Here is a 25,571-nt window from a genome sequence, read left to right as displayed (position 1 = left end):
GGTTCACCGCCGGCACCGCCGAAGAGCACCGGCGTCGTTCGCGTTACGCTTCGACGGTGACGAACGTGGTCTTCCCTCCCAAGCTGAAGGCAGGCGACGTCGTACGGGTCGTGGCGCCGGCCAGGTCCCGCGCGATGGTCATGGAGCACGATCACACCGGCGTCATCGCGTCGCGGTTCGCCGAGCTCGGCCTGACGCTCACCTACGGCCGCCATGTCGACGAGCGGGACGCGTTCGACTCCTCCAGCGTCGCCTCGCGGGTCGCCGATCTGCACGAAGCCTTCGCCGACCCCTCGGTCGCGGCGATCCTGACCGTCATCGGCGGCTACAACGGCAACGAGCTCCTGCCGTACCTGGACTGGGAGCTGATCCGCGCCAACCCGAAGATCCTGTGCGGGTACTCCGACATCACCGCCCTGCAGAACGCCGTCCTCGCGCGAACCGGGCTGGTCACCTACTCCGGTCCGCACTGGTCGACGTTCGGGATGCGGGACCACTTCGAGCAGACCCTGCGCTGGTTCACGTCGGTCCTGTTCGACACCGCTCCGGTCGCGCTGGCCCCGGCCGCGCACTGGAGCGACGACCTCTGGTTCCTCGACCAGGACAAGCGCGAGCTGATCCCCAACGACGGGTGGTGGCTGATGCGGCCCGGCAGCGCCGAGGGCCGCATCGTCGGCGGCAACCTCTGCACGCTGAACCTGCTGCAGGGCACCCCGTACATGCCGTCGCTCGACGGCGCGCTGCTGATCATCGAGGACGACCTGGAGTCGCACCCGGAGACGTTCGCCCGCGACCTGACCTCGCTGCTGCAGGTTCCCGGCGCCGCGAACATCCGCGGGCTGGCGATCGGCCGGTTCCAGCAGGCCAGCCGCATGTCCCGGCCGCTGCTGGAACAGATCATCGGCAACCAGCCGATATCGGCCCGCATCCCGGTCCTGGCGAACATCGACGTCGGCCACACGTACCCCTTGGCGACCTTCCCGATCGGCGGCCAGGGCCGGCTCGTCGTCACCGACACCGAGACGAGTCTGACCCTGCTGCGCCACTGACCCGCCGGCGTTCGCACGTCAACCACGCGCAGGTGGTGAGGACGTGGCGGGAGGCGCGGTCTGACCGGAGGGCAGCGGGGCGATGACGTTGTTCACCAACGCGGTCGCCGTGGTGGCGGTGGCGGTGGCGATGACGACGGCGGCCAGGGGTGCGGCCAGGGCGCGCAGAGTGCGGACGTCCCTGAGGCGTCCCCATGGCTCAGCGGCCAGCCACATCAGCCGCCACTCCCACCACAGGCCCAGCCCGATGCTGACCACGGCGATGTTGCCGACGGCCACCAGTACGCCGATCCAGGCCTGCTGCGGGGTGGGAAGGTTCTGCTGGTCCAGATGGGGTGTGGTGACGGCGATGACCAGCGTCTGCATGTAGGCCGGCAGCTCGATCAGCAGCGCGGCGACCAGGAGTGCCATGGATTCGGTGACGGGGGTGAGGCCGCGTACCCGCGGATAGAAGTACCCGAAGACCATGCAGAGCACGGGCAGGGACAGCAGCGACAGGGCCGCCAGCAGCACCTGGTCGTCCTCGCTCTGCCCGCTGTCGATCGAGGCGATGATGCGCACGGTGGAGAACGGCAGACTGAGCAGCAGGCCGGCCGCCAGACCGGCCAGCGCGTTCTGCCAGGGCGTGCGTCCGGCGAGCGTGGTCAGCGCGTAGTCGGAGTCGATGGACCGGCTGTGGTCGTCGCCGGCGCGCTCCAGGGCAGCGCGGCGCTCCTCGATCCCGGCGGGCGAGGCGTCGTCCGGCTGGCGGCGGCGCAGCAGCTCCGTCAGGGCGGCGCGGGCATGGCGGCGTCTGATCAGGTCACGCACGAGCAGGCGATGCTCCTCGGCGGTGACCTGCTCGTCCAGGTAGGGGGTCGGTGCGGCCGATGGCCGCAGCAGCCACACCATCCCCGCCCATGCCAGGACGAACGTCACCCCGAAGTACTCCAGGGTCGTCCAGACCTGCACGTGCAGCAGCAGGACGTAGAGCATCGCGGTGTGGAAGGCGACCGGGGAAGTGAGCGCTGCGGGGTCCCGGCCGATGCGCCGCGTCCGGACGACGAGCACGGCCAGGGCCAGCGCGAGCGCGCCGAACGCCGCGAGGGCGGTCACCGTGGGCAGAAGTGGGAACTCGGGCTCGTCCCGTCCCCAGGAGAACAACGTCCTGGACAGCAACACGTAGCCGAGACCGCCGAACGCCACCCACACCCCGCACACCCAGGCGACCGCCACCCGCGGTGACCAGCCGCGGCCGGCCTCCGCGACCCAGCCCAACGCCAGGAGCGACAGTGACAGCAGCGGCAGCACGAGCGCCACGACCGGGTCGATGACGAACCCCAGCGAAACCGCCCGGACCAGGAGGATGAGTCCCGCGGTCAGGGACAGCAGCCCGACGGCGGGCAACGCCCGCCGCCAGCGGGGCACCGCCAGGACCACGCCGGCCACGGCCGGCGCGACGGCGGTCCACCCCAGCGCGGCCGGGTGTCCGGTCACCACCAGCAGCGCCCAGAGGGAAAGGATCATCCCCGCCAACGTCGCCATCACCGAGCCGGCCACGACCAGCAGACCGCCTCCGCCGGGCACGACCCGCATCGCGGAGCGCAACGACAGGAGCGGAACGCCGATCGTCGCCAGGGCGAGAGCGGCCCACGCCCACCAACCCCCTTCGCCGCCCAGCCAGGAGGGCGACGGCACCGTCAGGCAGGTGACCGCCAGCAGAACCGGCAGCACCTGGTTGCGGCGGCGGCGCCACCACGCTCGCCCCAAGGCCCGAAGGGCGGCGTTGAGCAGCAGCAGGATCGCGACGAGCCCGGACACCCACTGCACCACGGTCCAGATGCGCTTGAGCGGTCCGGTATCCGGTTCCAGGGTGTCCCCCTCCGAGGTGGCCTCCTCCTCTTGGCCCTGGTCGTCCTCCTCCTGGGAGTCGGCGCTCGCGACGAGCTGTCCGATGATCGGGTCACCCGTGAGGTACTCCGACACTGACGCGGTGCCGCCGTCGGGTACGAAGGCTGCTCTGATCTCGCGGTCGCCGTGCAGCCGTACCGAACGGCGGTCCTGCTCGACGATGGGGCCGTACACCCCGGCCAGTGTCGATCCCGTGGCCGAGATGCGATGGCTCCAGGTGTGCCGCCACCGCGGCCATGGCGATCACGCTGAGGACCAGCGCCGTCGCGCTCACCCATCGCAGCACGCGATCGCGGGGCCCGGGTCGCGCGCGAGGAGCCTTCGGGGAGGGCTGCTCCGGCAAAGGGGAATGGTCCGGCCTGGCCAGGCGGGGACGCAATCACTTCCGCACAACCCGATCCTTGCCAGGCCCTCCGCTCGGTGGACCAGTTGCCCTCATAGTCCGCGATGGCCTGTCCGGGGCAGGTCGAACGAGTAGTAGAGCACTTCGGGGGACCTTGACGGCGATGGCCACGGACCACTTCTCCGGCGACTGGGTGAATCGCTGGGCCGGTGGTAATAGACGCCGACCGGGACGATGCGCAATGGCTGCCCCTTCTCCCCCAGGATGCGGATCGGCGGGCCGAACTTCAGCGAGTGATCCGGCCACGGCGATACCCTCGACCTGGCCGTCGATGTCGGATTCGGCATCGGCATCGGCATCGGCACGAAGATCCGCGCTCGCCTGGGCCTTCGATCACGTGCCAGGGAGTGGCCGTTCACCTGCGGGGCTGGTGCTTCTCACGCTGTCGCCTCCGCTTCACGGACGGCTTGCGTCTCTGGAAGCCGTCCGAGCGGAGCGAGGCCCGCCAGGGGTCGGGCCTTTGGCCCGACTGGGAGCGACGCCTGAGCCCTTGGCGCGAAGCGCCCCCAGAACGAAGACCTTTGCGCGGGGCGCCCACAAGCGAGCAGCAATATCGGATGGGCGTGAACTCTTCGGCGGAGCAGCGGTAAGTACAGGCGAATCTGCCCGCTTGCCGCACCTCGGCACCGCGCGAAGGAGCTGACCAGTCCATGGCCCGACCGGCGACAGCCGAGGCCACCGACGCCGATCTGATCCGCCGGTCGTTCGAGGAGCCGGAGGCGTTCGCCGCGGTGTTCGACCGGCACGCGCCCGCCCTGCACCGCTACGCGGCCCGCCGGCTCGGGCACGACGCGGCCGAGGACGTGGTGTCCGAGACGTTCCTGGCGGCGTTCGAACACCGGCACCGCTACCAGTTCGGCTGGGACGAAGCCCGGCCCTGGTTGTACGGCATCGCCTCGAACGTGATCGGCAAACGGCGGCGGCGCGAGGTGGCCCGCTATCGCGCGTACGTGCGCGGCGGCGTGGACCCGGCGGAGATCACCGGCGGGCCGGTCGAGGACGGAGTGGGCACGCTCGCGGTCAACAGGCCGCTGGTGGCCGCGCTGGCCGGCTTACGCACCGGCGACCGGGACACGCTGCTGCTGGTGGCGTGGGCGGAGCTGACGTACGAGGAGGTGGCCGAGGCGCTGAACGTCCCGGTCGGGACCGTGCGGTCCCGGCTCAACCGGGCGCGCAAGAAGGTCCGCCAGGCGCTGGAAGGAGCGAACCATGGATGAGATGGCGCAGCTCGCCCGACTGTGGGCCGAGGTCCCCGAGGCGACCGAGGGCGACCTGGCCGGCTCCCGCGCCGCCCTGATGTCCCGGCTCGCCACTCCGCGCCGCACGCGGCGTGCCGCCCCGGCGTCCCCGTCCGGGCGTCCGCGCCGCGGGTGGCGTGCCGCACTGTCGGTCCGGCGCGTCGCCCTGGTCGGGGTGGTCGCGACGACGCTCACCGCCGGCATCCTCGTCGCCCAGGTGGGGCTGGGCGGTTCGGCCCCGCGCACCCCGGGATATCTGATCGGCGCGCCGCCGGCCGACGCCAAGGCGCTGCTCTCCCTGGCCGCTCGGGCCGCCGCCGACCAGCCCGACACGGTGCCGGCCCGCGGCCAGTACGTCCACACCAAGAGGCTGGTCCAGCGCAGCCTCTACGGCGAGGACGAGGCGGGCCGGACGCAGTACACCAAAGTGCTCGTCAACGAGGAGCGCTGGGAGGGCGCGGACGTGGGCAAGCCCTGGCTGAGCCGCGAGCAGCCCCTGTCGGCCGTGGGCCCGGCGCCCCGGACCGTCTGGGACCACGGTACCGAGGACACCGTGTACGAGCCGGCGACCTGTCCCGGCGAGCCCGCGTACACCCGGCTGGGCGCCTGGCCGACGGACCCCGCACAGGTGCGCGCCAAGCTCGTGGCCGAGACGGGCGAGGACCCGCTGCGCGTCTGGTCCTCACTCCAGGGTCTGGTCGCCGAGTCGGTGGTGCGTCCCAGGCTGAGCGCCGCGCTGTACCAGGTGGCCGCCGGGCTGGACGGCATCGTGCTCGTCCCCGACGCCGTGGACGCAGCCGGACGCCCCGGCCTGGCCGTCGCCATGGACGACCGCGACGGCCGCCGGTCCGAGCTGATCTTCGACCGGCAGACCTACCGCTACCTGGGCGAGCGCACGGTGAACCTCAGGGACCGGAAGGTGAAGCTGCCCGCCCGCGAGGTCATCGCCAAGAAGGGCACGGCGAACGGCACGGCCGTGCTCGTGGTCGATCTCGTCCCGGGGCTGCCCGAGGTGTCGCCGGACGCGTCCCGCATGAAGATCCCCTGCTGAGACTTCCCCGGATCCGGCCTTTTCGGCCGGGAGTTCTGTTTCGCATGTCCAGATTCGAACGAAGGAGTACACCCATGTTCATCGCAGCCAAGGCCGTCGCGGTCACCCTGCTCGTCGGCTCGTTCGGCGCCCTCACCTCGCCGGAGACGCAGGCCGCGTACGAGAAGAAGGCCGCCATCGAGGAGACGCGGGTCGCCTGCATGAAGGAGCAGGGCCTGACCTACCTGGCCCAGCCGGTGACCAAGCGCAAGTGGCAGCCCGGGGAGCGGGAACGGCTCACCGGTGGTTACGAGGCGCTGCGCGCGTACCGAGCCAAGTACGGCTTCGGTGTCTGGTCCCCGCTCGTCCATCCGCGCGACACGGTGGTCAACCCGGTGTCCGGGGAGAACCCGAACAACGACAACATGATGGCGATGTCGCAGGAGGAGCTGAAGAAGTGGCGCGCGGCCGACGACCGCTGCTTCGCCAAGGCCGCCGAGCAGCACCTGGGCAAGACCGTCACCTCGTACGACGGCTACCTCACCCAGCTCGACGCGGCGCTGGACGCGTCCCTGGCTCCGCTCGACAAGGACGAGCAGCTCACGCGGCTCGGCCGGCAGTTCGCCACGTGCCTGGGCGTCAGCGAGACCAAGCCCTCGGTCCTCGCCGAACTCGGCAGGACGCAGTACACCAAGCAGGCCTCGGAGGTCGCCAGGAAGACCTGGAAGGGCAAGCTGCCGAAGGCACCCGACGGCCGCACCGTGATCCTGAAGCCGCACCTGAAGCCCGCGGAGGCCAAGCCGTACCTCGACAAGGAGATCACGTCGGCCCTGAAGGACCTGGAGTGCGGGAAGTCCTTCTACGCCGCCTACTCGCCCAAGGCGTGGGCGGCCAAGGAGCGGGTGTACCAGGAGTTCGCCGTGGACTTCGCGCTCTGACCTGAGCACGGAAAGTCCGTTTGAAGGTTTTCCTTCGTGTCGCGGCCGGATCGCGGAAAAGCTTCCACAGACGGTTCAGAGATACCGTCGAAGGCATGGATATCAGCGTCAAGGACGCCGTTCATGCCGTCGACGCCGCCGCCGTCCTGAGGCTGTTCCCGGCCCGGCCGCGACTCCTCGCCCTGGGCGAGCCCACCCACGGCGAGGACGCCCTGCTGGACCTGCGGAACGAGCTCTTCCGGCAGCTCGTCGAGCAGGAGGGCTACCGGACGATCGGGATCGAGAGCGACTGCGTGCTGGGCCTGGTCGTGGACGACCACGTCACCTGGGGCACGGGCACCCTGGACGAGGTCATGGAGCGCGGCTTCAGCCATGGGTGGGGCGCGTCCGCGGCCAACCGGGAGCTCGTGCGCTGGATGCGCGCCTACAACGACGGCCGGCCCCCGTCCGAGCGGGTGCGCTTCGCCGGTTGCGACGGCCCGCTGGAGATCACCCACGCCGCGAGCCCCCGGCAGTCCCTCACCGCCCTCCACGGCTACCTCACGGCCCATCTGGACGCGGACCTGCTCCCCTGCACCGCGGAAACCCTCGACCGGCTGCTCGGCGCGGACGACCCATGGGCCGATCCCGCCGCGATGACGGACCCGTCCCGGTCCGTGGGGCGGTCTGCCGAGGCCAGGGAGCTGCTGCTGGTCGCCGGCGATCTCGTGGCGCTGCTGGACGCGGAGACGCCGCACCTGATCGCGGCGTCCTCGCAGGACGACTGGGACCGGGCACGCCTGTACGGGCGCGCCGCCACCGGCCTGCTGCGCTACCACTTCTGGCTGGCCGACACCTCACCGGGCCGCATGGCGCGGCTGCTGGGCCTGCGGAGCGCGATGATCGCCGCCAACCTCCTGGCCGTCGCCGAGCGGGGACCGGCGCTGGTCCACGCCCACAACCTCCATTTCCAGCGACACAGGAGCGCGATGCGGCTGGGCGACCTGCCGGTGGAGTGGTGGAGCGCCGGCGCGATCGTCCGCGCCCACCTGGGTGAGGAGTTCGCCTTCCTGGCCACGGCCCTCGGCACGATCCGGCACCAGGGAGTGGACGCCCCGCCCCCGGACACCGTCGAAGGGATCCTGTACGCGCTCCCGGGGGAGCGCTGCGTCGTCGACGGCCGCCGGCTGGCCGCCGCCCTGGGTGACGCGCCCCCCGCGCCCCGGGTGTCTTCCTGGTTCGGCTACTTCCCGCTCGACCCGGCCCACCTGGCGGGGAACGACGGAATCGTGTTCGTCAAGGACGTCCGGCGGAGCTAGGCCGCCGCCCCTTCCTCCACATCCTGGCGTGGGCCCGCAGCAGCACCGGCATCAGCAGGTACACCACCGTCGGCACGACGATGCCGGTCACGATCAGCGTCCGCAGCGGCATCGGCAGGGGCGCGAGCACCCCACCGAGCAGCGACTGGACCGCCATGATCATCGAGTAGACCGCCAGCCAGGTGAGCAGCGCCCGGTGGTGCACCGACGGCGGGGCGGGCGCGACGGCGGCGGGCCTCGCGCGGGTGGCGGAGGTGGCATGGGCAGCGTGTGCGACCGGCATGGCGGTCCCCTCTCTGGAACGGGCGAGAGCAACTCCAACTCGCTGGTTGGAGTTTGCCACACGTACGACCCAAACTCCAACCATCCAGTTGGAGAATGTCCTATGCTGAGGTCATGGCATGGGACACCGCCCGAACCAGGCAGCTCCTCCTCGACGCCGCCGTCGAGGAGTTCGCCGAGCACGGCCCGCAGGGCGCCCGCGTCGACCGCGTCGCGGCGAAGGCCGGGGTGAACAAGGAGCGCATCTACCAGTACTTCGGCAACAAGGATCAGCTCTTCGGCGCCGTGCTCACCCAGGAGCTCGAACGGCTGGCCGCCGCCGTCCCCCTGGACGCCGCGCAGGCCGCCGACCTGGGCCAGTACGCCGGCCGGGTCTTCGACTACCACGGCTCCCACCCGCACCTGGTGCGCCTGCTGCACTGGGAGGGCCTGCACGCCGGCGACGCCGAGGTCCCCGCCGAGGCGGCGCGGACCGCCCACTACGCCGGCAAGGTCGCCGCGCTGGCCGCCGCCCAGGAGGAGGGCACCCTCACCGGCGCGCTTCCCCCGGCCGACCTGGTGTACGCGGTGATCGCCCTGGCCGGCTGGTGGTTCTCCACCCCGCAACTCGCGCGCATGATCCGGGCCGGCGCCCCGGACGACAGCCCCGCCGCCCGCCGGGAAGCGCTGGTCCGCCTGGTCCGCGCCCTCGTCGCCTGACTCCCCGAAAGTTTCACCTCGTGGTGGCGATCACCGTCGTCCCCTCGAACGGTTACCTGACGACCGCCAGACAGTCGGGGCCGCCGTACGCCAGCCGGCGGAAGAACGACAGGACGCCGGTCAGTCCCTGCGCCCACGAGAGCGAGCGGGCGGGAGGGTCGTCGGACGCGAAGAAGGTGGGGTGCGTGGGCGAGCCGGCGCTCCGGAGCAGAAGATGGGCGGCCAGGTCGTACGCCGCCTCCCGATAGCGCTCGGACTGTTCCAGATCGGCCAGGTCCAACAGGTGGTTGCCGACGCCGGCCACGCCGCAGCACCGGCCGAGCGCGCTCAGGCGCGACATGCGGGCGACGCAGACGTCGGCTCCCTGACGGGCGAGGTCGGACAGGGACGGGTCGCCCAGCACCTTGCTCGCGTGCAGCAGGGTCGGCCCGATCCCGGGGAGGCCGCGGCACCAGGACATGGTCATCGGCTCCGCCGCCGGGTCCTGCGCCTCGCGGACGAGGACCCGGGTGCGCTCCGACAGGAGGCGCACGCGGTCCGCGGCGGCTTCGAGCACCCACGACTCGCCGGTCTCCTCGGCGAGGGCGAGCAGCAGTTCGGCGGTGCCGGCCAGGCCGTGCGCGCGTCCGGCCGCCAGGTCGGCCTCGCCCGGCCGGGAGGTGCGAGGCGGCGGTGGTTCGGCCGCGACGATCCGGGCGCAGCGCCGCGCCGCCTCCAGGTCGGCCGGGTCGCCGCTGACGCGGTGGAAGTACAGGTGTCCGAGGCCGACACCCGCCTCGCCGTCGGTCAGGTCAGCGGCCTCGGCTCTCCACTCGGGCGGCGGCAGACTCCGGCCCGGCCAGCCCGCCAGGCTGATGCCGCAGTTGCCCGCTTCCTGGAGGAACATGTCCGTCCCGGTCACGCCGGTGAACAGGCCCGGCTGCGGAGTCAGCGGGGCCGTGACGCGTACGGTGAAGGCCACCAGCTCACGCAGCCTCCGCTCCGCGGCCGGCCGATGCCGATGGTGCAGCAACTCCAGACCGATGCCCGCGCTGCCGCTGTAGACGCTCGCGTCGTTGGCGGCCTTCGTGCTGGCCGGAGCCTCAAGGACGCCGTCCACCAGATCGAGCAGGTCGCCCAGGAGGTTGTCGAGCACCTCGGCGGCCACGTCCGCGGTGACCACCGGCGCCGGCGGCGACGACGGGAAGACCGTCCGGCGGCCGTCGCCTGACGCGAGCCGCCGTAGCGCGGCGCGGGCACGCTCCTCGTCGCCGAGCAGGTCCACGACGGCGGACATCGTTCCCGACGGCGTCCGGCCGTGGTACCGCGAGATCGTCTGCAGCGCCCGCGTCCTCGGCAGCTCCGGATCGTCGCCCAGGGTCACCGGGTGGAGGCCCGTCGCCGCGTACACCAAGGTCATGCCGAGCGCGTGGAGGTCGTCGGCGTCGCGCGGCGGCTCGCCGCGCACCTGCCGGGCGGGCGCGTAGCCAGGGGTCATGCCGGACAGGTGCAGGCCGTCGTAGGAGGCGAGTCCGAAGTCGATGAGGCTGGCGCCGTCACCGATCACGACGTTGGCGGCGGACAGGTCCCGCATCATGACGCCGCGTTCGTGCACCGCGGTGAGGATCCGGGCCAGCTCGCCCGCCAGCCGATCGAGGCTCCGCGCGCCCGCGCCGGGCCCCGTCCGGTACGGACCGTTCCGCCGCACGTCCTCGGCCAGGCTCAGAGGGCCGCGGTCGGTCGTGACCAGGAACTCGTCCTCGCCGTACCGGAAGTGGTCGAGAAAGCGCGGCACACCGGCGACTCCGTCGAGAGCTTCCAGGACGCGACGCTCGTTGCGCAGCCGCAGCCGGCCGTCGTTGCCGTCGCCGTGTTCGGCGACGAAGGCGCGCGCCTGCTTGACGACCACCTGGTGGCCGGTCCGCTCGTCGACCGCGCGGTAGACGTTGCCCTGGGCGGCCTCCCGGATCCCGACGACGACGCGGTAGCGTCCGCTGAGCAGGAGGTCGTCGCGGGAGCGGCCCGGGGCGGGGTCGGGGTGAGCTCCGGCGAACGGGTCCTCGACCCACGACGGCTGCCGGTAGCTGAGCCCGGCGGCCTCGTCGAACTCCTCGCCGGCGGGCCCGCGCAGCCGCGTGATCGACTGTCCGCGCACGTCGGTGCTCCGCCGGGTGACGAATCCCCCGTACCGGTAGTACACCGGAGCGTCCGCGGACACTCTCCGGTCGCTGAGGACGCGCGGACCTTCGTGGCCGCGCAGGGTCCGGGCGAGCCGCAGCCCGACTTCACGGACGAGATCCTGGTCCGGATAGACGGTGAACGCCTTGCCGACGCTCTCCGGGACCGTCCGGCCGTCGTTCAGCTCGTGGAGCACCTGTCGCGAACGGGCCAGCTTGAACACACAACCCTCGGCCACCAGGAAGGGGACGAGTTTCTCCACCAGCGCGGGAAAGTTCGAGGCGCGAGAAGATATGTGTAACTTCCATCCGTGGTCCGGTAAAACGGCTCCATCTGGCCTGACAACCAGCCAGACAGAGCCGCCTGTCACCGTGTGGTCAGCGCCGACGCATTGCCTGACGACTTGTTCCACCCATTCCCGGGAACCGTTCTCGCTCATCTTCCGCCAGCCCCCGTCTGGGTGAATTCCGGTACGTCCGGACCGCGTCGACCCCGGTGATCAGCAGATCTTCGAGATACCGGGTCGCGTGACCGGGCAACGGTCCTGGTCGACCTGGCTTTCCCACCGCTGCTCGAACTCGACGACCGGCTCCATCACGTCGGTCCCGGCCACTCGGGGTTCCATCCTCAGAAGTGCCGACATTGTGTGTCCCTTCTGCCCATTACAGCCTGTCCGATATCAGCGCAATGCTAACAGTCGGGGATGTTGTGTCAAGATCTCTTTCTGTGCGTTCGGTCTGACATCAGCCGATGACCGGGCGTGTCGAGGGAACGTTCCAGGCGGCCCTGAATAGGCAATTCCCAAATGCACAAATAGGAGTTCCGTAACGGCGGAAAATCACATCTCCTCGCCGGGCCGGCTCGAATCCGATGCGGGCTCCAGGCCGAGTCGGGCAGCCAGGCCGGCGACGGCGGCCGACAGCTCGGGCGGCACGGGGCGGCGGGTCACCATGAACAGGGTGAGCCGGCCCGGAATCGTCATCGGCGAGATCTCCTCCCCCGGCTCGGCGTAGGAGACGCCCAGCCCGCGGGGCAGGACGATCGGGCAGCCGAGCAGCCGGCCCATCCGCACGGCCGTCTCCGCCGTGGCCGCCCTTCTCGGGCGTCCGCCCAGCTCAGAGATCCGCCGGTGCAGCGTGGCGGTGGAGGTGTCGTAGGTGTACGCGACCACGTCGAGCCCCGCGAACGGCTTGCGTCCCGAGCCGAGGCGCACGCCCTCCGGGAGGAGCACGGCCGGCCGGTCGCGGGCCACGGGCAGCGCCGTCACCGTGGCGGGCAACCGCATCTGGTTGGCGATCGCGACGAACGCCACGTCCAGCGAGCCCTCACCGACCCATTCGACCAGCCGGTCGCCGTGATCGGCGACCTGGTGCACCGTCACCTCGCCCAGCAGATCCCCCAACGCCGGGAACACCCACGAGGCGAGGCTGGCGAACGTGCCGGCGGTGATGCTGCCCCCGCGGGCAGCCGCCCGGGCGCGATCGAAGATCGCCTCCAGGTGCTCCAGCACGTGTGCCGCCTCCACGGCGAGCGCCCGGCCGGCCGGCGTCGGCCGCGCTCCGGTCGTGTCCCGGTCGAAGAGCCGTTCGCCGATCCGCCGCTCCAGCGCGGCCAGCCGGTTGCTCGCGGCGGGCTGGCTGATGAGCAGTTCCCGTCCGGCCGCGCCGAGCGAGCCGTGCCGGGCGAGCGCCTCGACGAGCCGCAGGTCCTCCACCGTGGGCAATGAGCTCATAAGCCAACGTTATGAGCTCACATGGCGATCCACGACCTACCTCGAAATTTCGCCAGATTTCAGGATTGCTTCGTGACTCCTCGCCGTGACATCGCCGCCATGCTCGCGACCACGTTCATCACCTGGATGGGCCAGCGCACCACCGCCGTGGCGCTCCCCCTCGTCGCGCTCGCCGAGACCGGATCCCCCTGGACCACCGGGCTCGTCGGCGGAGCCGTCGGGCTGCCCATGCTCACCTCGGCGTGGTGGGCCCGCGGACTGCGGCAACGGCTGACGACCGGCCGCGCCCTCGCCGGGGTGCTCGCCGTCCAGGTGGCCGGACTGCTCGTCGTCCCGATCGGCGCCGCCCTCGGCGCCGTCGGCCCGATCCACCTGGCCGTCACCGGCTTGATCACCGGCTGCGCGACCGCCGTGGGCGCGCCCGCCCAGCGGGCGCTGCTGGCCGACATCTGCGACCGGCTGGGCGCGGGGGTCGCCGCCCGGATGCTCGCCTGGCAGGACTTCGCCCACCGGAGCACGATGATCCTGGCGCCGCCCCTGGCCGGCTGGGCGGTCACCGCCGGCGGCCCGTTCCACCTGCTCTGGGCGGAGGCGGCGGGCGTCGCTCTCGGCGCGGCCGTCCTGCTGACGGTGAGAGGCGACGCGACGGCGGCGGCCATCCCCGGCGGCGGCGAGGCGTCGGGCGCCCCCGGCGCAGCGGAAACGTCCCCCGCCCCCGGCGGAAGGGAGGCGGACGCGCCGGCGCTGCGGCACGTCCTGGCCCGTCACCCGGAGATACGCCGCGCCGTGACCATGTCGGGCGTCGGCGGTCTCGTCTGGTTCGCCTTCACCCTCGGGCTGGCGATCCTCGGCGCCGAGACCGGCCGGCCCGGGCTGCTCATCTCGGCCGGCATGACCGGTTACGGCGCGGGCTCCCTCGTCGGCGCGCTCCTGGCGCCCGCGGTCGTCCCCCGGCTGCCGGCACTGGCCACCATGGCCACCGGATGGATCATCCTCGGGACGGCCTTCATCGCCCTCCCCGCGGTCACCTCGTCGCTTGCGCTGATCGCCTGCCTGGCCGCCGTCGGCGGCTTCGCCATGCCGCTCGGCATCGGGTCGATGAACCGGCTGATCACCGTCCGCACCGACGGCGCGGAACGGCGGGCCGCCTTCGCCGCCGAGAGCCTGGTGCACGACGGGGCGGTGTCACTCGGCCTGCTCGCCGGAGGGGCGGTCATCGGCCTGGCCGGGGCGGGGCCGACGCTGGTCGTCGCGGGCGCCGCGCAGGTCGCCGTCGCGCTGGTCGCCGGCCCCTGGCTGATCCCCGTACCGGCTCGTGAGCACCTCCATCCGGTACGGTCGGCTCTGTAACGATCATGATGGAACGCGAGAGAAGAGGCCCGATGGACGGGGACCGGCTACCGGACGAGGTCGTCCTGGGCATGATCGCCCGGCGGTTGACCGAAGCCATGAACCAGCCCTGGCAGGTGACGGGAGACTTGGCCAAGGGGCCCGGCAGCCTCGCCGTGGCGCTCGGCGAGGACCACACCGGTCATCCCGGTCATGTCGACATCGATTTCGTGCTCAACGTCGACCGGCCCGAGGACACCACGATCAGCGACTGCGCCACGGGATACGGCACGACTCCCGAGGAGACCGTGGACCGCGCGATCGAGATCTGGCTCGGCACCACCGGCAGCGCCCTGCTCGAACTCCTCGCCCAGGACGGCTCCTTCGCCGGGCACTACGCCGCCGACGACCCCGACGGGTTCCCCGGCTGGCACACCATCCACGGCGGCATCACCGGCTGGGGCATCGGCGACGACTTCCAGGCCGTCCAGCACTGGGCCGCGGACAACCCGCTCGCGCCGCACCTGGCCCCGGCGCTGGGAGGCTCGTTCGAGCGTGACCATCTGATCGGCGTCAAGGCGTTCTTCGGCAGCGGCGGGGACTCCGAGACCGCCGAGATCCGGGTCAACGGCGTCCACCACGAGGCGGCCTCGCAGGCCCTGGCCGGCCTGCCCTGGCCGCGGCCGGCCGACGGCATGTCGTACGCCCGGACGTTCCTCCTCCTCGTGCACGACGAGACGCGCGACGGGGTGGGCGACGAGGTGCGCGACGAGACGGCGTGACGTACGGCGGTCAGGAGGCGACCGTCGCCGGCACGGGCTCCTTCGTCGCGGGCTGGGTGACGGCCAGCTTGCGGGCCAGGCGCAGCCGGTACGCGTCCAGCACCACGGCGACCAGGATCACCAGACCGGTGATGATCTGCCGCTCGAAGTCGGAGACGCCCATGAGCAGCAGCCCGTTGGTGAGCACGCCGAGCAGGCACGCCCCGAGGAACGTGCCGGCCATCGAGCCGCGCCCGCCCATCAGGCTGGCCCCGCCGATGACCACGGCGGCGATCGCGTTGAGCTCGTAGCCCTGGCCCAGGATCGGGCTGGCGATGTTGAGCCGGGCCATGTACAGGACGGCCGCGATGCCCACGGTCAGTCCGGCGATCATGAACGCCGCGATCTTGATGCGGGACGTCTTGTGGCCGGACAGGCGGACCGCTTCCTCGTTGTTTCCGGTGGCGTAGATCAGCCGCCCGAAGACCGTGCGCGACAGCACGAACCAGCCGATGCCCGCCAGCAGCAGCGCGACCCAGAACACCGCGGGGACGCCGAGCAGCGTGATGGTGCCGAAGTCGTTGAGCGCGGCGGGCAGGTTGTAGATGGTGGCCGCGTCGGTGTACCGCTCGGCGGCGCCGCGGGCGACGTTGAGCATGGCCAGGGTGACGATGAACGACGGCACCCGCCATTGTTCCGACACGAACCCGTTGATCCAGCCGACCACGGCGCCGACCAGCACGCTCACCAGGATCGCGCCGACCAGCGTCACGACGGAGCCGGATCCGGCCATCATGGTGCCCGACACGACCGCGCACAGCGCCATCGCCGAGCCGACCGACAGGTCGATGCCGCCGACCAGGATCACGAACGTCATGCCCACGGCGAGCACGGTGTTCAGGGTGATCTGGGTCATGATGTTGCGCAGGTTCTGCTCGGTCGCGAAGTTCGGTGCCGCGATGACGAAGAAGCCCGCGAGCACAACCAGGGCGACGCCGATGCCGGCCTCGCCGAGCACGAGCCTTTTGATCATTGTGTTTCACCGTTCTTGAGGTAGCCCGAGTAGGCGAGCGTGAGGATGTGCTCGGCGTCGAAGTCCGGCCTGGCGACCTCGCCGGCGATCTTGCCGCGGGAGAAGACCAGGATGCGGTCACAGACGCCCATCAGCTCCGGCAGGTCCGAGGAGACGACGATCAGGGCCTTGCCCTGCGCCGCGAGGCCGAGCAGCAGCTCGTGGATCTCGTACTTGGCGCCGACGTCGATGCCGCGGGTGGGCTCGTCCACGATCAGGATGTCCGAGCCGGCGTTGAGCCACTTCGCCAGCACGACCTTCTGCTGGTTGCCGCCCGACAGGGTGCGCACGTGCTGGCCGACGCCCGCGGAGCGCAGGTGCAGGCGCCGCCCGAGGTCCTCGGAGAGGGAGCGTTCCTGGCCGAAGCGCAGCAGCAGCCCGCGCAGCTTGGCGAGGGTGACGTTGGCGCTGATCGGCAGGTCGAGGACCAGGCCCTGCGACTTGCGGTCCTCGGTGAGCAGGCTGATGCCGTGCCGCACCGCGTCCTTGGGGTGCCGGATGCGCACCTTCTCGCCGTAAAGCTCGATATTTCCGGACAAGGCGGGGTCGGCGCCGAAGATCGCGCGCATCGCCTCCGTACGGCCCGAGCCGACCAGCCCGGCCAGACCCACGACCTCGCCCCGCCGCACCGAGAAGGAGAGCGGCCCCTCGAAGCCCGCGACCTTGAGCCCGCGCACCGCGATCGCCACCTCACCCGGCTCGGTCGGCGGCTTGACCGGGTACTCCTGCGCCAGGTCCCGCCCCACCATCAGCCTGACCAGGTCGGGCGCGGTCACACCGGCCATCTCGCGGGTCTCGATGCTGCGCCCGTTGCGCAGCACGGTGACCCGGTCGGCCAGCTCCAGCACCTCCTGGAGGTGATGCGAGATGTACACGATGGCCACGCCGCGCTCGCGCAGCCCGCGCAGGATGCCGAACAGGCGTCCGGCCTCACGCGAGGTGAGCGTGGCGGTCGGCTCGTCCATGATGAGCAGCTTGCAGTCGGTGGAGATCGCCTTGGCGATCTCCACGAGCTGCATCTGCGCGATCCCGAGCCGCTCGACCGGCGTGTCCGGCGCGACGTCCAGACCGACCTCGGCCAGCAGCCGCGCGGCGTCCGCGCGCAGCCGCTTCCGGTCGACGACGCCCGCCGTGCGCGGCAGCCCGCGCAGGAACAGGTTCTCCGCCACGGTGAGGTACGGCAGCAGCGCCAGCTCCTGGTGGACCACCGAGATCCCGGCGGCCAGACCGTCGGCCGCGCCGGCCGGCGTGTACGGCACGCCGTCGAAGGTCATCGTGCCGGCGTCCGGCGCGTGAATCCCGGCCAGGGCCTTGACCAGCGTGGACTTGCCCGCGCCGTTCTCCCCCACCAGGGCGTGGATCTCGCCCGCGCGGATGTCGAGATCGACCCCGTCGAGCGCCACCACACCGGGGAAGCGCTTGACGAGGCCGGTGACCGTCATCATCCGAGGTTGTCCTTGGTGATGAGCTTGATCTCGGTCTTCTGCCAGCCGCCGAAGTTCTCGCCGCCGATCATCTTCATGGCGTAGTCGATGCCGTTGGCGGCCTGCTGCGCGCCGTACTGGTCGAGGGTCGCCACGACGGTGCCGTCCTTGACGTACTGCGCGATGGCCGGGATGTTGTCGAACGAGGCGACCTTGATCTGGCCCTTCTTGCCCTGCTCGTCGATCGCCTTCAGCGCGCCGAGCGCCATGTTGTCGTTGCCGGCGAGCACGCCCTTGATGTCCGGGTGGGCGGTGAGCATGTTGCTGAAGACGGTGTGCGCCTCGTTGGTCTCCCAGTGCGCCGTCTTGGAGTCGACGAGCTTGAGCCCGCCCTCCTTGATCGCGTCCTCGAAACCGGCCTTGCGCTGGGCGGCGTTGGCGGCGCCCGGGTTGCCCTCCAGGATGACCACCTCGGCGTCCTTGCCGACGGCCTTGACCAGCTCCATGCCGGACTGCTTGGCGCCCTCGCGGTTGTCGGGGCCGACGAAGGGCACCTTGTCGCCGATGCCGGCGGCCTTCATCGCGCCCTCTTCGAGCTGGACGTCGATGTTGACCACCTTCACGCCCGCGTCGACGGCCCGCTTGAGCGGCGCCACCAGCGCGCGCGAGTCGGCGGGGGCGATCACGATCGCCTTGGCCTGCTGGGTGACGCACTTCTCGACGGCCGCGACCTGGTTGTCGATGTCCGTCTCGTTCTGGATGCCGACGACGCTGAGCGTGAGGTCGCCGCGCTTGGTCGCGTGCTCCTCCGCGCCCTTCTGCATCTGCTGGAAGAACTCGTTGGCCAGCGACTTCATCACCAGGCAGACGCCCGGCTTCTCACCCGGCTTGGGGGCGGCGGCCGGCTCGGCGGTGGTGCCGCCCTCCTTGCCGCAGGCGGTCAGCGCGAGGGCCAGACCGGCCACGGCGACGATCTTCTTGTTCATCTGGTGTCTCCTTCAGAAGGGAACGCCCGCTTGGAGGACGACGTTCGCGTACGGCGTCGCCTCACCGGTTCGCACGACCGCGCGGGCCCGGCCGGTGAGCTCCTTGAGCCGGGTGTGAGGGATGCGTTGTGTTGTTGCCGGGTTCTTGAGCAGTTCGTCGAGGAAGCCGGGCGGCGACTCCTCGGCGACATAGGCGGTCTCGACGACGAGCTCGCCGAGCACCGCTTCCAGTACGGGGAGGAAGGCGGGCTCGCCCCTGCGCCAGACGAGGTCCACCGTCTCGACGCCGGGCGGTACGGGCAGGCCGGGGTCGGCCACCACGATCAGGTCGGTGTGTCCCGCCGCGGACAGGATCTGCAGCAGACGGGGATGCCAGAGGCCGTCATGACGCACGGGCGAGCAGCCTTTCCACCTGGCCGCCGGTCGGCATGGCGGTCTGGGCGCCGTGGGCGGTGGTCGCCAGCGCGCCGGCCGCGCAGGCCCGCCGTACCGCCTCGGCGAGAGGCAGACCGGCCGCGTGGGCGAGCGCGAGCTGCGCGCAGAACGTGTCACCCGCGCCGACCGCGTCGACCACGGGCACCTGGAACGACGGCGCCTCGCAGCCGCCGCCCGCGTCCCGGCCCCGCGCGCCGCGCCCGCCCAGCGTCACCACGGCGGCGCGCGGCCCGAGCGCGAGCAGCCCGGCGGGGTCGGTGCCGCCGCACAGGGCGTCCGCCTCGCTCTCGTTGACGATCAGCAGGTCCACCAGGGGGAGCAGGTCGTCCAGGCCCTGGGTGTACGGCGCGGCGTTGAGGACCACCGGCACGCCGTGGGCCCTGGCCTGCCGTGCGGCGGCCAGGCAGGCGGCGACCGGGATCTCCAGCTGGAGGAGGAGGGCGTCGGCGGTGGCGAGGTCGAGGCCGGTGGTCATGAGGGCGCTGGAACCCGGAGCGGTGAGGTGGAACAGTCTGTTGGCGCCAGAGGCGACGGTGATCATGTTCTCGCCGCCGTCCTCGACGACGATCATCGCCATGCCCGTGGCGGCGGGCACCTGCCGTACCCCGGAGACGTCCACGCCTTCACCCGCCACGGCGGCGAGCAGCTCGCGGCCCAGCGCGTCGTCGCCGACCTGTCCCACCAGGCGCACCCGCGCGCCCAGCCGGGCGGCGGCCACCGCCTGGTTGGCGCCCTTGCCCCCGGCGACCCGCACCACGGCGGCGCCCGCCACCGTCTCGCCCCTGCCCGGCAGGCGCGTCACGGGGACGGTGAGATCCATGTTGAGGCTGCCGACGACGACCAGCTCCAGCTCACGCGCCGTCCCAGGCGTCATCCGAGGCGTCGTCTCACGCGCCGTCCCAGGCGTCATACGAGACGTCGCCTCACGCACCGTCTCACGCACCGTCTCACGCACCGTCGCAGGCACGATCTCAGGCATCGTCCAGCCCGCCCGCGGGGTCGGGGCAGCCGCAGGAGCCGCGCCTGATCAGCGTCGCCGACAGGACCACGCGCTCGCCGCCCGGCGAGTCACCGATCTGCGCCGCCAGCAGCTCCACCGCGCGCCTGCCCAGCTCCTCGATCGGCTGACGCATGGTGGTGAGCGCGGGCACGGTGTAGGAGGAGGCGGCGATGCCGTCGATCGAGCACAGCGCGACGTCGCCGGGCACGCTCAGCCCCAGCTCGGCCGCGGCGCGCATGACGCCGATCGCCTGCTCGTCGCTGGTCACGAAGAGCGCGGTGGGCCGGTCCTCCTGCGACAGGAGCCGGCGGCCGCTGATGTATCCCTGCCGCCGCCCGTACGGGCCGTGGGCGAGCGGCATCGAGGCCGGGTCGAGACCGCCCTCGGTCAGCGCCCGCGACCAGCCCGCGACACGGTCGACGGTCGGGTGGATGTCCTTCGGCCCCGCCACGCAACCGATGCGCCGCTGCCCGTGCTCCAGCAGGTGGGTGGTCGCCTCGTACGCGCCGCCCTCGTTGTCGAGCAGCAGGTGGCTGGCCGGGGTGTCGTCGAGCTCGCGGTCGAGCACGATGCACGGCACGCCGGAGGCGGCGAGCTGGGACCGCCAGGCGCGCGGGCCGTGGGCGGGAATCAGGATCAGCCCGTCCACCTGGCGGTCGATCAGGGTCCGCACGTAGGCGGCCTCGCGCTCGTCGTCGTCCATCGCGTTGCCGAGCAGCACCGTCAGGCCGTGCTGGAAGGCGACATCCTCGATCTCGCGGGCCAGCTCGGCGAAGAAGGGGTTGGCGTTGTCGGGGACGACGAGCCCGATCGTGTGCGTGCGGCTGGTGCGCAGCGAGCGCGCCACGGCGTTCGGCCGGTAGCCGAGCTCGTCGATCGCGCGCAGCACCCGTTCGCGGGTGTGCGGGGCGACGTTCCTCGGCCCGTTGTTGAGCACGTAGCTGACGACGGCCTCTGAGGTGCCGGCCAGCCGCGCCACATCGCGGCGTGTGACCACTACGCAAGTCCCATCTACTCGTGTTGACGCAGTATTCGGTCCGGCTTCCGCGAGAAGCAACACGTGTAGATGTGACGTTATGAAGGCGTTACGCATCGTTTCGAAGTGATCACGGATGGCGGCGGAGGTGGTGCGCCGGCCCGCCGTCGCAGGCGAGCTTCGACCGCGGCGACCTCAAGCCGGCTTTGTCCACAGCCTGTGGACAAAGCCGGCGTCGAGCCCGTACGCACGCCGCACACGTTGCGGTCGGCAGACTCATCATGGCGGATCAGCGACGGACACATCGCTGTCCAGGAAAACTCCTTCCCTCGTGCACGGCGAACGGTGTGAGCGGTCACCCATAATCCTGGAAGACTCAAGACTTCTTGACGACCATCGATATGCCCGGCAGCCTCGGAAAGGCGAATTCCCAGCGGAGGGCGACTGTCCGGATGCGCGCTCCACCGCACCGAAAGACGGTGCGATCAAGTCTTACACACCGTGAAATACCGTGTTAGCGTTCGCCCGCTGAGTACCCTTCCATAACATGGAGGTGCAATGGCGGGCATTTCTTCATGGTTGGCGGCCGGAAAGACCGGGCGGTTGAAACTGCTGACCATCGTGGCCCTGCTGCCGTTGACGGCGTTCAACCTGGCGAGCGCCCCCGCCGCGGCGTCCCCCGCCCCGACCGGAACCGTGGTCCTGGCCGCGGAGCAGCAGCCGAGGACCCACCGCCCCACCCTGGACCGGCTGAAACGAGAAGCGGCACGCAAGGGGATCTCCCTGGAGAAGGCGGTGGACGCCTACCTGGCCAAGCAGGCGAAGACCGACCCGGCGGCCACCGCGAACTGGCCGGACGGCCCGGTGAGCATCCCCGACGTCGCCGTCGACGACCTGTCCGCCGCCCACATCGAGGTCCTGAAGGGCATGGCGAAGGCCCAGGGCGTCAGCTTCAGCGAGGCGATCGACCGCCACGGGGCCTGGCCCGCGGCGAAACAGACGCTGGTGCGACTCCAGCGAGCGCTCGGCGGCGAGTTCGCCGGAGGTGAGCGCGCGGAGGACGGTTCGAATGTCTGGCTCGGCTTCAAGGGGCAGATTCCGGCGCAGGCCGTCGAAACGGCGAGATCCCTCCCGCTCCGGGTCGAGCTTCAGGGAAACCTCGGCTACACCGAGACCGAACTGAACGAGACGAAGAACCGCATCCATCGCGCCTTACTGAAGGATCCTCGATTCTCGAGCGTGGCCAGTTACTACGACTCCAGGTCGGGCACCGTCCACAGCCTCGTGGTCCCCGCGCCCGCGGCCCGAGCGTCCGTCAACGACGAGAGCGCCAGGTCAGCGGTGTCATCCCTGGCGACCAATCCGTCCATCACCGTGGACGTCAGGGTGACCGAAGGCCCGGTCTCGTCCGACTTCGCCGACCCGTACATCCGGGGCGGAGGCGATCTGCAGAACTGCACGTCCAACTTCAACGTGGTGGCGATCTCGAACTACGACACACGGCGCCACACCACGGCCGGGCACTGCGCCAACGGCGCGCAGACGAGGACGTACTGCAATTATCCGGTCGACGGCGGCAACTGCACGTCGATCAGCCTGACGAACGAATGCTGGCTGGGCTGCGCATCCGGTGAAGCCGCACTGTACACGCGGGGAAGCCTGACGCTCACCCGGACCTTCTACTACAACGCCCAGAACAAGGCGTATGTGGACGGCGAGGATCCGGTCCAGTGGGTCGGTGACGCCATCTGCAAGTGGGGGCGATTCTCCGGATCCTCCTGCGGCACCGTGAAGAGGACCAACTGGTCCAACGACAAGTCCGATAATCTCTTCGTCACCAGTATTCCCGTCGGAAACTCCACGTGCAGGCCCGGCGACAGCGGCGGTCCGGCTTTCACGGGAGGCCCGGCGACCGGCAGCTTCACCGCATACGGCCTCCTTGTCGGAGAGGGCGCGCTGGCCGGACAGTCTGGCCTGTACTGCGCATTCAGCCACGTTTCCGTCTACCGTGACGCCTTCGGCTATCGGGTTTGGATCCGGGAATAGGGCACAAGGCGTAACGTTGAGGACCGGGCCGCGACCTTCTGGGCGGCCCGGCTCTTCTCGCCCGAAAGGCGATCTTCGTGAGACGACTATGGAGCATCGTCACCGCATTGAGCACGGCATTGAGCACGGCATTGAGTACGGTCGCCTGCACCGCCGACACCGACCGGCCTGCTCCGCCTCGTGAAGCCTGCGCCTCCGACAAGGTCTGCTATGCCGCTGTCGGCACGGACCCGGCCATAGTCGTTTACCAGGGAGAGTTCTTCTCCACGTTGATGCCGTTGACGGCGCGACTCGAGTGGGACGACTCATGCCTGCTCGTCAAGCGGCACGGCACTACGGAGCACCTGTTCACGACCTTCGTTCCTGTCTGGCCCGAGGGCACGAAGCCCGTCCGGGCAGCCGACGGCAGACGCGGCATCGAGATTCCCAAGGTCGGGCAGCTCTTCGAAGGTGCCCTGTTCGAGATGGTCGGTACGGAGATGCCCGCGATCCGCGACGCGCCTGCGACGTGCGCCGCCCATGACGGGTTCTTCGTCGTCGAGCCTTGGGGGATGCGGCGTTTGCAGACCTGATGGCCTCTGCCGCTCACCTCGTCCCAGGCCGCGAGCGCGTGTCCCCCGCTGGGCGCATGCGAGCAGATGGCGAGGGCAGCGGACCTAAGGTGGTCCCCGTGACCGAGCCGGACTTCCTCCACACCACCCAGGCGTCCTACGACGCGATCGCCGCGCAGTACGAGGAACGCTTCCATGACGAGCTGGCGGCCATGCCGCTGGAGAGGGCGATGCTCGCCGCCTTCGCGGAGCTCGTGGCGGCCTCCGGTGGCGGGCCGGTCGCTGACGTCGGTTGCGGTGCGGGCCATGTGACGGCGCACCTGCACGGCCTGGGGTTGTCCGCGGTCGGGATGGACCTGTCGCCGCGGATGGTCGCGCTGGCTCGGCGGGAACATTTTGAGCTGCGGTTCGAAGAGGGTTCGATGACCGCGCTCGACCTGCCGGACGGGACCCTCGGTGGCGTGGTCGCCATGTATTCGATCATCCACGTCCCCGACGAGCGGCTGCCGGACGTGTTCGCCGAGTTCCACCGGGTGCTGGCGCCTGGTGGCCAGGTGCTGCTGGCGTTCCAGGTGGGCGACGACCATGTACGGCAGACCGAGGCGTTCGGACAGCAGATCGCTCTCGACTGCTACTGGCGCCCGCTGGAGCACGTCGCCGACCTGCTGGGCCGGGCCGGTTTCGTGGAGAACGCCCGGCTGGTGCGCGAGCCCGACGGGACCGCGAAGCTGCAGCGGGCTTGCCTCCTGGCCCGGAGACCGGCATCAACCAGGCACGTTCTCCAGGGCCAGTGACCAGGGGAAGCCGTCGACGCGTTCGGCTCCCGAGCTGGGCGGGGGCGGCTCGAACCCGCCGGGGCCGAGCAGGACCCGCACGCCTTCGGCCCGAAGCGCGGCGACGCTCTGCCGGAACGGCGCACGGGACGCGAGCGCGGTGTTGACGAAGGGCAGGACGACGACGGGGATGCCGAGTCCGGGTGCTTCGGAGAGCAGGCCGAGGGCGTAGGTGTCGGCGATGCCCTGGGCGAACTTGTTGACGGTGTTGTAGGTCGCCGGCGCCACGATGATGGCGTCGGCGCGGGGCGACTTGGGCTCGTGCGGCTTGCGGTACTGGCTGCGGACGGGACGGCCGGTCTGCCTCTCCAGCTCGGCGGCGTCGATGAAGTCCAGTGCCGACGGGGTGGCGATGATCTGCACGGTCCAGCCGGCGTCCTGGGCGAGGGTGACGAGGCGGCCGACGCCGGGAGCGGGGGCGGCGGCGCAGACGATGATGTAGAGGACCATGCCAGGTCGGGTCACGCCTCAGGGAGCGATCAGAACCGGAGTGCCCAGCGGCAGCCCTGCCAGCACCTTGAGCGCGCGAGCGGGCACCCTGACGCAGCCGTGCGTGACCGCCTGGCCGAACACCTTCCGATCCGGCCAGCCGTGGAAGGCGACCGTGCCGGGGCCGCCGCCGAAGGTGTCCAGCGTCTGGGAGTGCGTGCCGAGCGGCAGGATCAGCGGGCTGTAGGTCTTCTTCTTCGGCGACATCAGGGCCAGCAGGAAGGTCCTGCCCACCGGGGTGGGCGTCTGGGGGCCGCCGACAGCCACCGTCCAGGTGCCGAGCTTCTTGCTCGCGTTCATCACGGTCAACTGCCTGGCGCCCAGCTTCACGATCGCGCGATAGCGGCTGCGCGCCTTCTTCAGGCCCTTGGCGTTGATCCAGCCGGTCACATGGTTGGGCTTGCTGGGCAGCAGCACGCGGTACCAGCCCTTGCGCGCCTCCACCACCGGGACCCAGGTCAGGCTGCCGAGCTGCTTCGCCGGGAGGGTGGCCACCGGCGTGCCGCCGGGCTGGGCGTGGACGGCGACCGTACGCACGGGGTGGACCACGACACCGCTCAGCTCGCCGAACGTGTCCGTGTCCTGCGGGAGGCCGTTCAGCTGCGTCAGCGTGGTGGCCTGGGGAAGCGCGGTCGCCGTGACCGAGGCGCCGGCGGCGGGAGTGACCGGCGAGGCGGCGACGTCGGCGGGGGTCGAGGCGACGACCTCGGCGGGGGTCGAGGCGACGAGGCTCACGGCGACGAGCGCCGTGCCGATCAGTCGGCGGGGGGCATCGAGCGGCACGATCGGCTCCTGAGGTTCTCTGGCACACACGACATGAACGTCACACCTCCTGGCCCGGTTAGATAACGGTTTGGAACGTTTGAAGATCCCGGGCCAGGAGTGTGACATTTTTACACATATGAGCCTTGTGAGGCTGTAGCTCTCTTCATACGCCAGAGGTGCGGTTTCGT

General features: G+C 70.9%; 24 protein-coding genes. 11 read left to right on the top strand and 13 right to left on the bottom strand.

Features of this window, described 5'->3' with window-relative positions; genetic code table 11:
* Positions 1-56: 56 nt before the first annotated feature.
* Positions 57-1,049, top strand: coding sequence for a S66 family peptidase (locus HTZ77_RS37330; protein WP_205304454.1), 993 nt, complete (start codon positions 57-59; stop codon positions 1,047-1,049).
* 18 nt (positions 1,050-1,067) lie between these two features.
* Here HTZ77_RS37330 and HTZ77_RS37325 read toward each other — a convergent pair whose 3' ends face one another.
* Positions 1,068-3,113: a hypothetical protein gene (locus tag HTZ77_RS37325; RefSeq protein ID WP_175594478.1), complete on the bottom strand. Its 2,046-nt coding sequence runs from the start codon at positions 3,111-3,113 to the stop codon at positions 1,068-1,070.
* Positions 3,114-3,992: 879 nt separating this feature from the next.
* On the opposite strand from HTZ77_RS37325, the gene HTZ77_RS37320 reads away from it, so the two are divergent.
* The 4 genes from HTZ77_RS37320 (at position 3,993) to HTZ77_RS37305 (ending at position 7,846) form a co-directional block, all read left to right on the top strand.
* A complete protein-coding gene (locus tag HTZ77_RS37320; RefSeq protein WP_175594477.1) occupies positions 3,993-4,559 on the top strand; it encodes an RNA polymerase sigma factor in 567 nt (188 codons plus the stop codon).
* The gene (locus tag HTZ77_RS37315; protein ID WP_175594476.1) at positions 4,552-5,631 is read left to right on the top strand and encodes a CU044_5270 family protein; all 1,080 of its coding nucleotides are present in this window, start codon (positions 4,552-4,554) and stop codon (positions 5,629-5,631) included. The genes HTZ77_RS37320 and HTZ77_RS37315 overlap by 8 nt, the downstream gene beginning before the upstream one ends.
* A gap of 74 nt (positions 5,632-5,705) precedes the next feature.
* Complete coding sequence (locus HTZ77_RS37310; protein ID WP_175594475.1) at positions 5,706-6,548, top strand: hypothetical protein; 843 nt, start codon at positions 5,706-5,708, stop codon at positions 6,546-6,548.
* Between the two features lie 95 nt (positions 6,549-6,643).
* Positions 6,644-7,846 carry an erythromycin esterase family protein gene (locus HTZ77_RS37305; protein WP_175594474.1) on the top strand — a complete coding sequence of 401 codons (1,203 nt, stop codon included), beginning with the start codon at positions 6,644-6,646 and terminating at the stop codon, positions 7,844-7,846.
* On the opposite strand, the gene HTZ77_RS37300 is transcribed toward HTZ77_RS37305, so the two are convergent.
* Positions 7,824-8,129, bottom strand: coding sequence for a hypothetical protein (locus tag HTZ77_RS37300; protein ID WP_175594473.1), 306 nt, complete (start codon positions 8,127-8,129; stop codon positions 7,824-7,826). The genes HTZ77_RS37305 and HTZ77_RS37300 overlap by 23 nt on opposite strands.
* Before the next feature lie 113 nt (positions 8,130-8,242).
* Here HTZ77_RS37300 and HTZ77_RS37295 point away from each other — a divergent pair, with 113 nt between their 5' ends.
* Complete coding sequence (locus HTZ77_RS37295; protein WP_175594472.1) at positions 8,243-8,827, top strand: TetR family transcriptional regulator; 585 nt, start codon at positions 8,243-8,245, stop codon at positions 8,825-8,827.
* Positions 8,828-8,879: 52 nt separating this feature from the next.
* Here the strand turns inward: HTZ77_RS37295 and lanL are convergent, their stop codons facing one another.
* From lanL to HTZ77_RS37285, 3 genes are all read right to left on the bottom strand, one after another.
* A complete protein-coding gene (gene lanL, locus HTZ77_RS37290; RefSeq protein ID WP_205304453.1) occupies positions 8,880-11,423 on the bottom strand; it encodes a class IV lanthionine synthetase LanL in 2,544 nt (847 codons plus the stop codon).
* A gap of 60 nt (positions 11,424-11,483) precedes the next feature.
* Positions 11,484-11,609: a hypothetical protein gene (locus HTZ77_RS47830; protein WP_268960220.1), complete on the bottom strand. Its 126-nt coding sequence runs from the start codon at positions 11,607-11,609 to the stop codon at positions 11,484-11,486.
* A 213-nt stretch (positions 11,610-11,822) separates the two neighbouring features.
* Positions 11,823-12,716, bottom strand: a complete 894-nt coding sequence (locus HTZ77_RS37285; RefSeq protein WP_175594470.1) for a LysR family transcriptional regulator — start codon at positions 12,714-12,716, stop codon at positions 11,823-11,825.
* A 72-nt stretch (positions 12,717-12,788) separates the two neighbouring features.
* On the opposite strand from HTZ77_RS37285, the gene HTZ77_RS37280 reads away from it, so the two are divergent.
* Together HTZ77_RS37280 and HTZ77_RS37275 are read left to right on the top strand one after the other, a co-directional pair.
* Complete coding sequence (locus HTZ77_RS37280) at positions 12,789-14,066, top strand: MFS transporter (RefSeq protein WP_175594469.1); 1,278 nt, start codon at positions 12,789-12,791, stop codon at positions 14,064-14,066.
* Between the two features lie 32 nt (positions 14,067-14,098).
* Positions 14,099-14,827: a DUF6348 family protein gene (locus HTZ77_RS37275; RefSeq protein ID WP_175594468.1), complete on the top strand. Its 729-nt coding sequence runs from the start codon at positions 14,099-14,101 to the stop codon at positions 14,825-14,827.
* Between the two features lie 10 nt (positions 14,828-14,837).
* On the opposite strand, the gene HTZ77_RS37270 is transcribed toward HTZ77_RS37275, so the two are convergent.
* The 6 genes from HTZ77_RS37270 to HTZ77_RS37245 all read right to left on the bottom strand — a co-directional run bounded on the left by HTZ77_RS37270 (position 14,838) and on the right by HTZ77_RS37245 (position 20,720).
* Positions 14,838-15,839, bottom strand: a complete 1,002-nt coding sequence (locus HTZ77_RS37270) for an ABC transporter permease (RefSeq protein WP_175594467.1) — start codon at positions 15,837-15,839, stop codon at positions 14,838-14,840.
* Positions 15,836-17,323: a sugar ABC transporter ATP-binding protein gene (locus HTZ77_RS37265; protein WP_175594466.1), complete on the bottom strand. Its 1,488-nt coding sequence runs from the start codon at positions 17,321-17,323 to the stop codon at positions 15,836-15,838. Before HTZ77_RS37265 ends, HTZ77_RS37270 begins: the two co-directional genes overlap by 4 nt.
* Positions 17,320-18,288, bottom strand: coding sequence for a sugar ABC transporter substrate-binding protein (locus tag HTZ77_RS37260; protein ID WP_175594465.1), 969 nt, complete (start codon positions 18,286-18,288; stop codon positions 17,320-17,322). The genes HTZ77_RS37265 and HTZ77_RS37260 overlap by 4 nt, the downstream gene beginning before the upstream one ends.
* Positions 18,289-18,300: 12 nt before the next feature.
* Positions 18,301-18,681 carry a D-ribose pyranase gene (gene rbsD / locus HTZ77_RS37255; protein ID WP_175594464.1) on the bottom strand — a complete coding sequence of 127 codons (381 nt, stop codon included), beginning with the start codon at positions 18,679-18,681 and terminating at the stop codon, positions 18,301-18,303.
* Positions 18,671-19,597, bottom strand: coding sequence for a ribokinase (locus HTZ77_RS37250; protein WP_175594463.1), 927 nt, complete (start codon positions 19,595-19,597; stop codon positions 18,671-18,673). The genes rbsD and HTZ77_RS37250 overlap by 11 nt, the downstream gene beginning before the upstream one ends.
* Positions 19,598-19,694: 97 nt before the next feature.
* Positions 19,695-20,720, bottom strand: a complete 1,026-nt coding sequence (locus tag HTZ77_RS37245; RefSeq protein WP_205304452.1) for a LacI family DNA-binding transcriptional regulator — start codon at positions 20,718-20,720, stop codon at positions 19,695-19,697.
* A gap of 537 nt (positions 20,721-21,257) precedes the next feature.
* On the opposite strand from HTZ77_RS37245, the gene HTZ77_RS37240 reads away from it, so the two are divergent.
* From HTZ77_RS37240 to HTZ77_RS37230, 3 genes are all read left to right on the top strand, one after another.
* Complete coding sequence (locus tag HTZ77_RS37240; protein WP_175594461.1) at positions 21,258-22,745, top strand: chymotrypsin family serine protease; 1,488 nt, start codon at positions 21,258-21,260, stop codon at positions 22,743-22,745.
* Positions 22,746-22,822: 77 nt separating this feature from the next.
* Positions 22,823-23,317, top strand: coding sequence for a hypothetical protein (locus HTZ77_RS37235; RefSeq protein WP_175594460.1), 495 nt, complete (start codon positions 22,823-22,825; stop codon positions 23,315-23,317).
* Positions 23,318-23,415: 98 nt separating this feature from the next.
* Positions 23,416-24,090, top strand: coding sequence for a class I SAM-dependent DNA methyltransferase (locus tag HTZ77_RS37230; RefSeq protein ID WP_175594459.1), 675 nt, complete (start codon positions 23,416-23,418; stop codon positions 24,088-24,090).
* On the opposite strand, the gene HTZ77_RS37225 is transcribed toward HTZ77_RS37230, so the two are convergent.
* Positions 24,061-24,579 carry a flavoprotein gene (locus HTZ77_RS37225; RefSeq protein ID WP_175594458.1) on the bottom strand — a complete coding sequence of 173 codons (519 nt, stop codon included), beginning with the start codon at positions 24,577-24,579 and terminating at the stop codon, positions 24,061-24,063. The genes HTZ77_RS37230 and HTZ77_RS37225 overlap by 30 nt on opposite strands.
* Before the next feature lie 18 nt (positions 24,580-24,597).
* On the bottom strand, positions 24,598-25,401 hold the full coding sequence (locus HTZ77_RS37220; protein ID WP_328808997.1) for a L,D-transpeptidase: 804 nt from the start codon (positions 25,399-25,401) through the stop codon (positions 24,598-24,600).
* Positions 25,402-25,571: the final 170 nt, after the last annotated feature.

This window comes from Nonomuraea montanisoli, from assembly GCF_013363975.1.
GTDB classification, from domain to species: domain Bacteria; phylum Actinomycetota; class Actinomycetes; order Streptosporangiales; family Streptosporangiaceae; genus Nonomuraea; species Nonomuraea montanisoli.
Note: the sequence above shows the minus strand (reverse complement) of the source record. Positions and strands in the feature narration are given on the sequence as shown.

What these genes read in the sequence shown, in the direction of transcription:
- HTZ77_RS37295 (WP_175594472.1), top strand. Translation starts at nt 8,243, where the DNA reads ATGGCATGGGACACCGCCCGAACCAGGCAGCTCCTCCTCGACGCCGCC.
- HTZ77_RS37260 (WP_175594465.1), bottom strand. Translation starts at nt 18,288, where the DNA reads ATGAACAAGAAGATCGTCGCCGTGGCCGGTCTGGCCCTCGCGCTGACC.
- HTZ77_RS37250 (WP_175594463.1), bottom strand. Translation starts at nt 19,597, where the DNA reads ATGACGCCTGGGACGGCGCGTGAGCTGGAGCTGGTCGTCGTCGGCAGC.
- HTZ77_RS37225 (WP_175594458.1), bottom strand. Translation starts at nt 24,579, where the DNA reads ATGGTCCTCTACATCATCGTCTGCGCCGCCGCCCCCGCTCCCGGCGTC.
- HTZ77_RS37320 (WP_175594477.1), top strand. Translation starts at nt 3,993, where the DNA reads ATGGCCCGACCGGCGACAGCCGAGGCCACCGACGCCGATCTGATCCGC.
- HTZ77_RS37300 (WP_175594473.1), bottom strand. Translation starts at nt 8,129, where the DNA reads ATGCCGGTCGCACACGCTGCCCATGCCACCTCCGCCACCCGCGCGAGG.
- HTZ77_RS37315 (WP_175594476.1), top strand. Translation starts at nt 4,552, where the DNA reads ATGGATGAGATGGCGCAGCTCGCCCGACTGTGGGCCGAGGTCCCCGAG.
- HTZ77_RS37305 (WP_175594474.1), top strand. Translation starts at nt 6,644, where the DNA reads ATGGATATCAGCGTCAAGGACGCCGTTCATGCCGTCGACGCCGCCGCC.
- HTZ77_RS37270 (WP_175594467.1), bottom strand. Translation starts at nt 15,839, where the DNA reads ATGATCAAAAGGCTCGTGCTCGGCGAGGCCGGCATCGGCGTCGCCCTG.
- HTZ77_RS37310 (WP_175594475.1), top strand. Translation starts at nt 5,706, where the DNA reads ATGTTCATCGCAGCCAAGGCCGTCGCGGTCACCCTGCTCGTCGGCTCG.
- lanL (WP_205304453.1), bottom strand. Translation starts at nt 11,423, where the DNA reads ATGAGCGAGAACGGTTCCCGGGAATGGGTGGAACAAGTCGTCAGGCAA.
- HTZ77_RS37285 (WP_175594470.1), bottom strand. Translation starts at nt 12,716, where the DNA reads ATGAGCTCATTGCCCACGGTGGAGGACCTGCGGCTCGTCGAGGCGCTC.
- HTZ77_RS37265 (WP_175594466.1), bottom strand. Translation starts at nt 17,323, where the DNA reads ATGATGACGGTCACCGGCCTCGTCAAGCGCTTCCCCGGTGTGGTGGCG.
- HTZ77_RS37275 (WP_175594468.1), top strand. Translation starts at nt 14,099, where the DNA reads ATGGACGGGGACCGGCTACCGGACGAGGTCGTCCTGGGCATGATCGCC.
- HTZ77_RS47830 (WP_268960220.1), bottom strand. Translation starts at nt 11,609, where the DNA reads ATGGAACCCCGAGTGGCCGGGACCGACGTGATGGAGCCGGTCGTCGAG.
- HTZ77_RS37240 (WP_175594461.1), top strand. Translation starts at nt 21,258, where the DNA reads ATGGCGGGCATTTCTTCATGGTTGGCGGCCGGAAAGACCGGGCGGTTG.